The sequence below is a fragment of the Streptomyces sp. 4F14 genome (genome assembly GCF_048159485.1).
In the GTDB taxonomy this organism is placed as follows: Bacteria; Actinomycetota; Actinomycetes; order Streptomycetales; family Streptomycetaceae; genus Streptomyces.
Genome location: NZ_JBLRVY010000028.1, coordinates 155,760 through 166,819 on the forward strand (window position 1 = coordinate 155,760; position 11,060 = coordinate 166,819).

The following is an 11,060-nucleotide window of genomic DNA, read 5'->3' on the forward strand; positions in this document are numbered from 1 at the left end:
CAGATGACAGACACCACCGATGTAGCCGTCTGAACCTCAGCCAACGAAAGTCAGCCACAGCGACGGGCACGTTGGCCGATCACGCACGCGTGTGCCTCGCTACACCCTTACCGGCCTCCGCCCCGCTGCCATGTCGTCGACCAGAGCAAGTTATGTCGATAGAAGCGTGATAGGGAGACCTTGAGCGATGACCTCTTCGTCCCGAAGCAACTTGGGTGGGCGTCCGGCCTTGGGCTGGTGCGGCTCTCACCTGTGCTGATGGTCCGCTGACGTTCGCACTCATCCGCCGTTGTGCGTCGGCGTTGTCACGCAGTTAGACACTCATCCCACGACTCCGGCTCACTTCTTGCGGCGCTTGCTCGCCCACTTCTCTTAGGCACGCCACGACGAAATCGGTGAAACGGCCGGTGTCTGCGAAGTAGTTCGGGTACGCGTCGCGCAACTGGCTGATCCGGGCGATGTTGATGAGCACCGCGTCCAGGTCCTCGTCGTCCAATGCTTCCAGCTCGGTGATCCGGGCCTCTGCGGCGGCCAGCGTCTCGTGAACCGTCACTGTGAGCTGCCCCTCGGTCCGCCAGAGCTCAAGGGTCAAGGTGTTCCGGCGGTCCGTCTTGGAGTGCTCGCCCACGATCGCCGCGTAGCCCTGTAGCCGCTCCAGAACGCCGACGTTCGCTTCCAGGCGTGCCAACTCGGCCGCCAACTCCTCCCGCGTCCCCTCGGCGCCGGGCACCGGGGTGGTGTCTTCCTCATACGCCATGAGCGAGCCGACTAGGACGAAGAATCTGAGCACGTCCGGGTCGCCCTTCCCGTACTTCAGCTCGCTGCCCGAGAACAGATCCATGGTCTCGACGGCGGTCGCCCAGGCGTGCTGGAGCCGCGTGCGCACCTGCAGCTCGATCCGCAGGCCCTGGTATTCCTTTTTCGAGGCTCCGTACTCGTACACCAGGTGAACACCCCGGTAGCCAGAGTCGCGTGGCCCCGGGTCATCACGTAGGTAGTCGTAGACCTTCTTGACGCGGTTCTTGCTCCGTGGCAAGTCCCGTAGGACGCTGACCAACTCGTCCACCTCGGCGACGGTGTCGAAGACCACCCGGCAGCCCCCCAAGTCCTGCATGGTGGTCACGCTCATCCTGGGGTGGCGCTTCAGTTTGTCCAGGATCGTGGGCAGGCGCTTCCGGCGCTCGGCCACGACGGCGTTCGTGTTCACTTCGAGCGCTCGCTGCCGCACGGTGACGGTCACCGCGTTCAGAGGAAATGCGTGGGCGAGACGGTAGTTGCTCAGGACTTCCCGCGCCTCCTGAATCTCCTCGAGCGTGCCCGTCCCCTTACCGATCGTCCGGCTCGCACGTTGGACGCGCTTGTTCGAGTTCTCGGGGACCACCCACTTCTTCATAGTCGCGACCGTACAGGGCCGCGCCGACGCCCGCCTGCGGTTATCGCCACGGTCAGCTCGGCCCTTTCCGAAGATCTAGAGCAGGGAGCATGGCCGATGGCATGAGGCGATCGGGCGCACACCGGTCACTACGTCGAACCTCACGGGTCTGCCACTGACCACCGCTTTAGGAGAGCGGCTGGGTGATCTGTGGGCTGAGCTGCGGCTTCGCTGGCCGAGGAAGTGGGCGGCTACTCGACCGCGTGGCACCGGTGTTAACCGTGGCTGACCCCTGCATCTGGCACGGTTGTGGCACGAGGCTTAGCCGACGACAGTCAGCCACGATGGCGGGTGCGTCGACCGCCCAGGCGCGCGTATGCCTCGTTGCACCCCCACCGGCCTTCAACACGTTGAAAGTGCCGTCACCGAGAGCAAGCCACGACGGCTGGCACGTGCTGACATGCCTGAGCCCTCAGCCTGGGAAGCTGCGACTATTCGAGGGCTGTCCGGGCCACTGCAGGTGAAACGCCCCGGTTGCCTCCTCCTCAGGCTGGGCCGCTTTCACCATGAATCTCGGTTCCTCTATCTAGTCGCACGGGCATTAGTAGATGCATGTGCTCCGGCTCATCATCCGCAGTAAAAATCGCCGGCTTATTCGGGTGCGTCACGGCCATTTTCACTGTCTTAGTTGAAAATGACCCAAGGGCGGCTATTAGAAAACGCGGGGTGAAGGCGATTCTGATCGGATCGCCAATCATTTCCATGGGGACAGATTCCGAGACTGCATCGTCGCCGGAGAAGCTGATCTCGGCCCTTCCTGCAGACGATTTCCCCAGGTTCAAAACCACGGGAGTATTTCGTGTCTTAGTTGCGGTAGTGGCTTTTTCCACTGCATCCAAGAGCGGTGCGCGGGCGATGTGGGCGACGCCGGAGGAATCTATTGGTATCAGACTCAAGTAGGCAGGCAGCTCCTTGGGCTTAGTCGAATTCATTGCTAGCATTTTTTCTCGGCACTCAAATTCTGAGAATACTTCCCCAACTTCCATTCGCACCTTGCCGGCCCCGGTGAAAGCTTTGAGTGAGTAAACGTCCGAGCCCAGGATGGATATGTCGAATTTTTCTCCTTTAGATTCGATCGGAAGGCGCCAAAGGTCTACTCGGTACCGGTCCGATGCCCACATTCTCAAATATTGATCGCCTGATTGAAAATGAACGTTGGAGAGTATCGGGTGAACGTCAGATGTGTCGATGAAGTAGGGAACCACCTGTGATGCCTTTGAGAGACCTTGAGCTGATACCTCCACCCATGCAGAGCTGTGGACTTGCTTGTTCTCTGGCGTTTGTATTGGAAGCCTGCGCCTCGGCCTCTTCGGCGCAACAGAAATATGTAGTTCAATTGCCTCTCTGACTTCTGGATGGAAGTCGTTTCTAAGTTTTCTCAACTTCCTAAGGGCGGATGCGGCGCGTTCCCGATTCTGACTGTGGGTGATCTTTCCGAGGACAGTTGCGGCAGCAATCCGAAGTTCCGGATGAATACTCTTGGATGCTTCCTCGATGTCTGCATCGAAATCCGCGTATGTTGTCGGTTGAGAGGGGGCGCGCATGAGCTTTAGGTCTCGATCGATACCGAAACAGCTCATCTGTGGCGTTTGTAGCGGATATCGCGCACTTACTTCTTTTGACGAGTACTCAAATAGGTCGCTGAGAGAAATCCAGCCGTCTGCATCTACGTCTGCAGCGCCAGTCGCGATGCCGTCGCATATTGCGCGCGTGAAAACCGAAGTAGGGCTGTTATTGCTGCCATCCTCCAAAGCGTATTGAATGGGCGAACTCGCAGCCAGTATGGCGTGCCCGGTACCCTCAAGGAACTCATCTGTGAACTCATCGGGAGTACCCTCGGAGAGGGAAATCGACTTAGCCATGAGTTCGCGGCCAAAGGCGCCAGAAAAGCAACTGTCTAGGATAATTACGAGTCTTCTTGCTTGCGTATCGTTGATCTGCTCTCGAATATATCTTCCAGACAGTGAGGTTGCAGGTAGGGCAGATAGGTCGGTATCCGGCAAGGCCAAATAGAAGCGGCCGAACATGTCCTTCAAGCCATGACTTGAAAGATAGATTAGGATCAGGTCATCAGTTGCGGCTAGGTGAAGGAGTTCATGGATTTCTCGTTGTACTGTTACTAGAGTGCCATCATTGACGATGCGTACGTCAAACCCGCCCAGGTTCGGCCTTTCCAAGAGATCGGCAAATCTGGCGCTGTCGGGTATGGATGATGGGAGGGGGTGAAGGTTCGAATCAGTGTATGTGCCGCATGATATGAGGAGTGCCTTCTTCTTCATTTATGCTCCAGGCTGGTTGCTTTCCTGCGTGGAGTTTGAGGCGGAGGTGCTATGACGTTGAATGAAGAACTCCAGAGCCGCCTCTTGATCCTTGTTCGTGAGTGCGGTCATTTCAAGACGTTCTCCGTCGACTTCGAGAATGAGTGTTCTTGATTTTTGCCTCTCCAGCCACGCCTTGATGACGGTTGTAACCTGCCTAAGGGCGAAAGGGGCAGCGGTGAGCGTCAGGCCGACAAGGCCGAGAGTCATGGGTGATTTTGGCGTTCCCGGACCGGAGTGCTCAGCCGCGGCGTTTGCGGGGTGCACCCTGAGAAGACCGCGAACTTCAAGAAGCTCGTTGCGAAGGCTGCTGATGGCCGTTTCGTCGGTGATAGCTCCCGGACCGAGGGTCACGGTGAGACACAAGTCTGACGTCCTGTCACTCATGGAGCAATAATGACAGGTAGCCGCAACGGCATGTGCCCGATCGCGTGTTGCGGCCTGACCGCCCTAGCTACGACGTACCCCCTCAGGCGACAAGCGGCTGATTCCTGTGCGCGCGGCACGGGCGCCGGCCGGGCTGGAGTGGGGCGGAGACAGGAGCGCAGGCCCGGCCGGGGGCCGGGCCGCGCGCGGGGAGCGGAGCGAGCCGCCTTGATGAGGTAGAGAAACCTGTAACAGGTGAGCCCCACCAGGCATTGTCCGGTCTCGGTTGATGCTTGACGCTGTGGCCTCATCTGAGACTCGACAAAATTCCAGCCGATCTGGAGGGCCGTACCGTCAGCACCGGTTCTCTCGTCGGGTTCCTCTACCTGCTCGTGGACGAAGCAATCCGCTGACCCACGGCAGCACCGTCGCCGCTTTGCACTCATAGAGGTCAGCCGAGATAGGGCCGCTCGCAGTGTTCCAGGAAGTGGTGGAGCCGGAGTTGTTGTGTGTGGTGCATCGGCAGGTGGGTGATCTCCTCTGACGGGACGAACCGGAGTTCCGTGGACTCGTCCGAGATCGCGAGCCGCCCGCCGACCACGCGGGCGGTGAAGCAGACGTTGAACTGCCGGCGTACCTCGCCGTCCGAGTAGGCGATGACGTGGCGAGGGTCGGTGTACGTGCCAACGAGCCCGGTGATCTCCACGTCCAGGCCCGTTTCCTCCTTCACCTCGCGGACGGCCGTTCCGGGGAGGGAGTCGGTCATTTCCATGCCGCCGCCCGGGAGGGCCCAGAGGTCGTTGTCCCGGCGGCGCTGGAGGAGGATGCGGCCTTCGTCGTCGGTGATCACGGCGGACGCGGCGACCACCAGGCTGTTGGGCTCAGGGGCCGCGGGATCGTCGTAGTACTCGGTCCGTGCCATGGTCACCCTCCGGTTGTCGGCGTGGCGGTCCCCCACACCGCGTCGAAGCTGCCGGCGTAGGTGTCGAACAGGCCGCCTTTCCCGTTACGGCGAAGATGCCACACAGGAGCGCCGTAGGCGTTGACGCCCCAGACGTGAGCGTTGATCAATGCCTGGTCGTCGGCGCGGTAGATGGAGTTGTAGAGCGTGGTGGTGTGGGTCCGGACCTCGATGCCGGGTACGTCGGCCAGGGGACGGTAGTGCATGAGGGCAAGTCGGCAGCGGGACTCGATGCCGTGGCCGAACTTCTCTTCCGTGCCGCGTTGTTGGACGTTCACGCTGCCCGGGTCGCCGATCGCGATGCGGACGGTGCATCCGTCGGCGGCACGTTCGCGGAGCAGGTCGTTGAGTCGCGGGTACGCCTCGTGGAGGAAGAGAGCGGCGTACACCAGCACGTCGATGTGCTCGCGGGCTTGGGTGAGCATGTCCACGAACGTGGAGACGGGGACGTCCGCCCGCTGGTCGTAGAGGGTCACGAGTTCGGGGCTGACGGCGCGGGCAGGGCGTGCCTGCCGGAGCGCAGGCCATAGAGCATGCACGTCTTCTCCTAGCGTTTCCGCTGCCACCAAGGCCGTAGCCCGGCGCGGCGTACGCCCCAGGTTGACCCAACGTTCGACGGACTTGGGATCGACTTCGACCTTGTTCGCAAGGGCGCTGCACGTCCAGCCGCCGGCCGCCATGGCAGCACGTAGCCTCTCGTTCGGCATCCCAATCTCTCCCAACACTCGGGGACGGCACTAGGGACGTTCTATCCGACGCGGGACGTCCCGAAGTGGGGTTTGCCGGTAGTTCCGACGTCCCGGTGAACCGCTGGATGCTCCTATGCATGGCGAGCAACCAGCAGACCAATCCGGCTATCGGCGAACTGGCGAAGGACAGTGCCAGCGGGCGCATCGGCGTCGTCATGGACAAGGTCGGCGGCCGAGTCCAGATACGGCCGCTCACCGGCGGCACGGAATGGGACGCGATGCCGGACAACGTGGTGGCACTGAGCGCGCGGGAAGAACTGAGCGCACGCCTGGCCATCCGGAACGGCAACAGCCGAAGCGCTCTGTGACGCTCGCCATCGGCCGGCACATGGACGTCCTGATCCTTGTCGGCCCGCAGGACCGGCCGCTCCGAACAGGTGCCAACTCCTGGTCCCCCAACCCCGTTCGGAGCGGCCTCCAAACCCCGCGCCCCGTCGCCCACGCCTCAAGACCCGGCGACCGGCACAGGCGAACAGTTCATGTCCCGCCACCCACAAGGAGTTTCCCCATGACGGCAACGACGAACGACCAGAAGACCGGACGAGCGGTAGCCGGTGAGGAACTCTTCGAGAGCCTCGCCCACTTCGTGGCTGTCCACAACGGCCAGTCGCCCGAGCGGGCCGAGCGGATCGCGGACCAGGCGGTGGCCTTCGCGGTCACGGCGGCCGCCGCCACGGTTCCCACGGTCCCGTCCGACGACGTGGACCTCGGCCTGCACGCGCTCATCCTGCACACCAAGGAGTACGCCGACCTCTGCGAGGAGTACGCGGGCCGCTTCCTGCACCACAACCCGAAGCCCGGCGGCGGAGCCCGCGACCCCGAACGCGTCGCCGCCTCGGCGCACGCCATGAAGGCGGCCGGGTTCATGGTCCTCGACGACCTGTGGACCATGAACGGCGAGAGCCTGGCGAACTGTGACTCGGATTGCGGCCGGCCGTACGGTCAGGCATAGAAGCAGAACACCGGCGAGCGTGGCTGACCTCACCTCAAGGTCGCCCGCGCTCGTCCGGAAACCCAGGAGGAGAGGACACGTTGCCCGGCCCACCCACCGACCTGCCGACCGTGGTACTCGACGCGCTCACCCCCACGAGTCAGCGCCTGGTCGTCAATCGCCGGGGGTCCACAGTCTGGGAAGTGGAGTCACCCGGGGGTCACTACGCCGTGAAACTCGGCCACCCCATCGAGGCCACCCCCGACTGGCCCGCCCAACCCTGGACCGCGCTCGCTCCCGCCCGCGAAGGCGCCGTACTGCACAGCCTCGGCCGTGACGACGTCACGTACGGCGAATGGGAGTACGGGACGTGGAACATCCAGCCCTGGCGGGCGGGACCGGACCTGTACGTGCTGTGGGAACCCCGCCGCCGACACACCCCGCCCCTCGACCCCCACATCAGCATCACACCGAGCTGCATCGACGCCCTGGCCGACCTCCACGCGAAGGGCTGGGCCCACGGCGACGTACAACCCGCCCACTTCATCACCGGCCCCGACCGCGTCCACCTCATCGACCTCGCCCTCGCCCAGGGCGGCAACATCCCCGCGCAGTACGACTTCCCCTACCGCGGCTGCCTCGTCCACTACGAAGCCCCGGAGATCTCCCGCAGCGTCCTCACCACGGGCCAAGCCGAAGCCACCCCGGAAGCAGACGTCTACGCCCTCGGCGCCTCACTGCTGATCTCCGCCACCGGCTGGCGAGCGGTCGAATACCCGGACGACGCGCCACGCCCCGTACAGAGAGAAGCCGTAGCGAACGGCAACCGCCGCCCCGTGAAGGCGCCCGGCGAACTCGGCGAACTGATCGACGCCATGCTCAGCCACGATCCGAAAGACCGGCCCACCCTCCAGGAGGCCGGCAAGGCGCTGAGTTAAAAGCGAAGGGCCCCGGAACAATCCGGGGCCCTTCGATCATGTGCACTCGGCAGGATTCGAACCTGCAACCTTCTGATCCGTAGTCAGATGCTCTATCCGTTAAGCTACGAGTGCTTGTTTTGTTGTTTCTCGTGTCTTCCGTTCCTGGCCTTCCGGCCGCTCCCGGCGACAGGAAGAACATTACATGACCGGCGGCGTCATGTGAAATCCGATAGGCGTACCCCTTGTGAGCTGGGGAAACGCGCCGGAGAGGGAACGACGAAGCCCCGGTCGCGGGGACCGGGGCTTCGGGTGCTGCGGAGGCGGAGGGATTTGAACCCTCGATGGGATTTAAGTCCCAAACCGCATTAGCAGTGCGGCGCCATAGACCGGACTAGGCGACGCCTCCAGCACAACCGCCCGCGTGGGTGCGAGTGGTGCGTGCAGATGATGACACAGGTGAGTGCTGTGTCACCAATCGGTGTCCACCGTACTAGGCGGCCGGGGGCCAGGGCAAAGGGGTTGGCGGCGGGGAGGCGGAGGGCCCCGGGAGCGCATGGCGACGCTCCTCCGCGTCAACGCCGAGCACGTCCGCCACATCAACGCCGCGCGCGTCAAACGCCGAGCACGTCCGCCACGACCCCGTCGCCCCCATCCACGCCGAGCACCTCACCCCCGTACACGCCGAACACCCCGCCCCGACAAAACCCCCACCCCCGTAAAGGTCCCGCGCAGTTCCCGCGAACCCCGTTCGCACCCCCGTTCCCCAGGGCACGCGCCAGATGCGAGGTGCCTCTCATACGGCGTCGCAGGGGGACCCCCTGCCTTTAGACTCCCTCGCGTGACACCCCGCGGAGCCGTTGGCAAGATGGCCCGAGCGGTAGGCAAGGTGCGGTGACAGGGAGGAAGCGTCTCGTGAGCAGCAGGCCATCCCGAGGCGCTGCTCGCCTCGCGGCGATACTGGACGCCTTGCCGGACGCGTTGGTGCTGGTCAACGCGAACGGGACGGTCGTCAACGCGAACACGATCGCGTTGGAGGCGTTCGAGTCACCGGGGACCGCGCTCGTGGGGCGGGGGCTGCTCGATCTGCTGCCCGAGTTCGACTCCAAGCTGATCCCCGGGTCGATGCGCAGGCCCGATCACATCGATCCCCGGGGCCGGACCAAGCCGGCGCGCATGATCGCCCGCCGTACGGACGGCGTCGAGTTCCCGGTCGAGGTCACGAGCGCGAACCTGGAGAACGGCCAGCAGGCGTACGACGGATACGGCTACGCGCCGGACGAACTGCTGATGCTGGTCGTACGCGACCTGTCCGGCACCGTCGACACGGAAGCGGAGCTGGCCCGCTCGCAGCGGCAGACGGAGATGATCCTGCGGGCGGCGTCGGAGGGCGTCGTGGGGACGGACACGGACGGGCGGATCGTGCTGGTCAACCCGGCCGCCGCACAGATACTGGGCTACCGCGCGAACGACCTGGGCGGCAAGGAGCTGCACAGCCTCGTCCTGCACTCGCGTCCGGACGGCACCCCCTTCCCGTACGACGAGTCGCCGCTCGCGGACACCCTGCGCTCGGGCCGCAAGCACCGGGTCCGCGGCCAGGTGCTGTTCGCGAAGAACGGCGACAAGGTGTCGGTGGACCTGACGACCGCGCCGGTACGGGACGGCGACCAGCTGGTCGGCGCGGTGATGACGTTCACCGACCGGCGGCCGTACGACGCGCTCGCGAAGGAGAAGGAGGCCGTCGAGGAGGCGCACGCCGAGGAGCTGGAGCGGCTCGCGGAGGAGCACGCCTCTGATCTGACCGCCCTGCGCCAGCAGCACGTCGCGCAGATCGAGGAGCTCACCGAGCAGCACGCGGAGGAGACCGCGGCGAGCGAGGACCGGTACGCGGCGCTCGGCGAGCGCGAGAAGGACCGGTACGAGGCCCTCGCGGGCCGGCACGACCAGCTCCTCACCCTCCTCGGCCGCTCCCTGCGCGGCCCCCTCGACGAGCTGCGCCGCGAACTCGCGACCCTGGCCGCCGACGACGCCGGACAGCTGTGGCCCGAGGCGAACCAGGTCCTGCACCACCTCTCCGCCGGGTACTCCCGCATCACGACCCTCATCGACAACGTCCTCGGCTACCAGCTCCTCGACACGGGGGAAGCGCAGGTCAGCCGTACGAAGGTGATGCTGGACGCGGTCGTCGCGGCCGGCGTCGACGGCGCGGTCGAGCTGATCGGTCCCGGCCGCGTGCAGTTCGCCGTCCACGCGCCGCCGATCGAGGCCGAGGTCGACGCGCGTCTCCTCGCTACGGCGCTGGCGCACCTCGTCGCGGACGTCGCCGGCGTCGACGCGACCGGCAACGCGCCCGTCTCCGCCGGCGGGTACATGGACAACACGGTCGTGGTCGCCGCCGCCCAGCGCGGGGAGGTCGTACGGATCGAGGTCCGGGGGCCCTACGGCGGTGGGGACCCCGTTCACGAGCCGATCGTGCGGGGGATCGTGCGGGCGCACGGCGGGGTGCTCCAGACCGTCGAGGTGCCGGGGATGAGCGGGAGCGCGTACGTCCTTGAGGTGCCGCTCGGGGGTGGGGCGGGGGTCGTTCCCGCCGGGGCCGCCCCGGTCGAGGTCGCCCCCGTCGAGGCGCCGGTCGCCGAGGAGGCCGGGCAGCGGCGGGCGCGGCGCAGCTCTGTGGACGCGTTCCTTGAGGGGGACGACGGTGAGGGGGCCGTTCCGCCCTCCGGGCGCCGGCGTCGGCGTGGGCCCGCCGCCGAGGAGGAGGGCGTTCCCGTCGAGAGCGGCGGCGAGGGGTCGGGGCGGCGTCGGGGGCGGCCTGCCGCCGGAGGCGACGACGTGGCGGAGGGCGCGGTCGTGACGGCCGCGGAGCATGCGGCGGGGACGGCCGCGGTGGGGGCCGGGCTGGGGGCCGCGGTGCCTCCGGGCGGGGTGCCGGTGCCGCCGGGTGGGGTGCAGGCGGCTGAGCAGGGTGCGCTGGCGTTGCCTTCCGGCTCCGGTGACGGCGGTGCCGGGGAGCAGGGGGAGCCGACCGGGCGCCGGCGGCGGGCGCTGGCGGCTGCGGGGGAGCGGGCGGCCGCGCAGGAGGCGGGGCCGCGGGCGGTGTTCGCGCTGCCTCCGGCCGAGGCGGACCGGGGGGCGGTTCCTGGGGAGGGGGGTACGGCTCAGGGTGTCGGGCCGGATCAGGGGGGTACGGCGCAACAGGTCGCGCCGGGGCAGGGGGTTCCCGGGCAGGGGGCCGCGCCGATGCAGGGGGTACCGCCTCAGGGCGTCCCGGTTCAAGGCGTCCCGCCTCAGGGCGTCCCGGTTCAAGGCGTCCCGGCTCAGGGCGTCCCGGCTCAGGGCGTCCCGGCTCAGGGCGTCCCGGCTCAGGGCGTCCCGGCTCAGGG

The 11,060-nt window shown here is 65.8% G+C and carries 9 protein-coding genes and 2 tRNA genes; 4 read left to right on the forward strand and 7 right to left on the reverse strand.

Annotated features, from left to right (window positions below; genetic code table 11):
- Positions 1-313 precede the first annotated feature (313 nt).
- The 5 genes from ACLZOT_RS37835 to ACLZOT_RS37855 form a co-directional block, all read right to left on the reverse strand.
- Entirely contained in the window at positions 314-1,393 is a 1,080-nt protein-coding gene (locus ACLZOT_RS37835) for a RelA/SpoT domain-containing protein (RefSeq protein ID WP_416973679.1), read from the reverse strand.
- A gap of 524 nt (positions 1,394-1,917) precedes the next feature.
- Positions 1,918-3,711 carry a caspase family protein gene (locus tag ACLZOT_RS37840; RefSeq protein WP_416973680.1) on the reverse strand — a complete coding sequence of 598 codons (1,794 nt, stop codon included), beginning with the start codon at positions 3,709-3,711 and terminating at the stop codon, positions 1,918-1,920.
- Positions 3,712-4,137, reverse strand: coding sequence for a hypothetical protein (locus ACLZOT_RS37845; protein ID WP_416973681.1), 426 nt, complete (start codon positions 4,135-4,137; stop codon positions 3,712-3,714).
- Between the two features lie 430 nt (positions 4,138-4,567).
- Entirely contained in the window at positions 4,568-5,038 is a 471-nt protein-coding gene (locus ACLZOT_RS37850) for an NUDIX domain-containing protein (protein ID WP_416973682.1), read from the reverse strand.
- A 2-nt stretch (positions 5,039-5,040) separates the two neighbouring features.
- Positions 5,041-5,784 (reverse strand): XRE family transcriptional regulator, encoded by a 744-nt coding sequence (locus tag ACLZOT_RS37855; RefSeq protein ID WP_416973683.1) that lies wholly within the window; start codon positions 5,782-5,784, stop codon positions 5,041-5,043.
- Between the two features lie 119 nt (positions 5,785-5,903).
- On the opposite strand from ACLZOT_RS37855, the gene ACLZOT_RS37860 reads away from it, so the two are divergent.
- From ACLZOT_RS37860 to ACLZOT_RS37870, 3 genes are all read left to right on the forward strand, one after another.
- Positions 5,904-6,134: a hypothetical protein gene (locus ACLZOT_RS37860; RefSeq protein ID WP_416973684.1), complete on the forward strand. Its 231-nt coding sequence runs from the start codon at positions 5,904-5,906 to the stop codon at positions 6,132-6,134.
- A gap of 200 nt (positions 6,135-6,334) precedes the next feature.
- A complete protein-coding gene (locus tag ACLZOT_RS37865; protein WP_416973685.1) occupies positions 6,335-6,778 on the forward strand; it encodes a hypothetical protein in 444 nt (147 codons plus the stop codon).
- Between the two features lie 80 nt (positions 6,779-6,858).
- Positions 6,859-7,695, forward strand: a complete 837-nt coding sequence (locus ACLZOT_RS37870) for a protein kinase domain-containing protein (protein WP_416973686.1) — start codon at positions 6,859-6,861, stop codon at positions 7,693-7,695.
- A 41-nt stretch (positions 7,696-7,736) separates the two neighbouring features.
- Here ACLZOT_RS37870 and ACLZOT_RS37875 read toward each other — a convergent pair.
- Positions 7,737-7,809, reverse strand: a tRNA-Arg gene (locus ACLZOT_RS37875).
- A 183-nt stretch (positions 7,810-7,992) separates the two neighbouring features.
- Positions 7,993-8,083, reverse strand: a tRNA-Ser gene (locus ACLZOT_RS37880).
- A 506-nt stretch (positions 8,084-8,589) separates the two neighbouring features.
- On the opposite strand from ACLZOT_RS37880, the gene ACLZOT_RS37885 reads away from it, so the two are divergent.
- A partial coding sequence (locus tag ACLZOT_RS37885) for a PAS domain-containing protein (protein ID WP_416973687.1) occupies positions 8,590-11,060 on the forward strand: 2,471 nt, incomplete at its 3' end.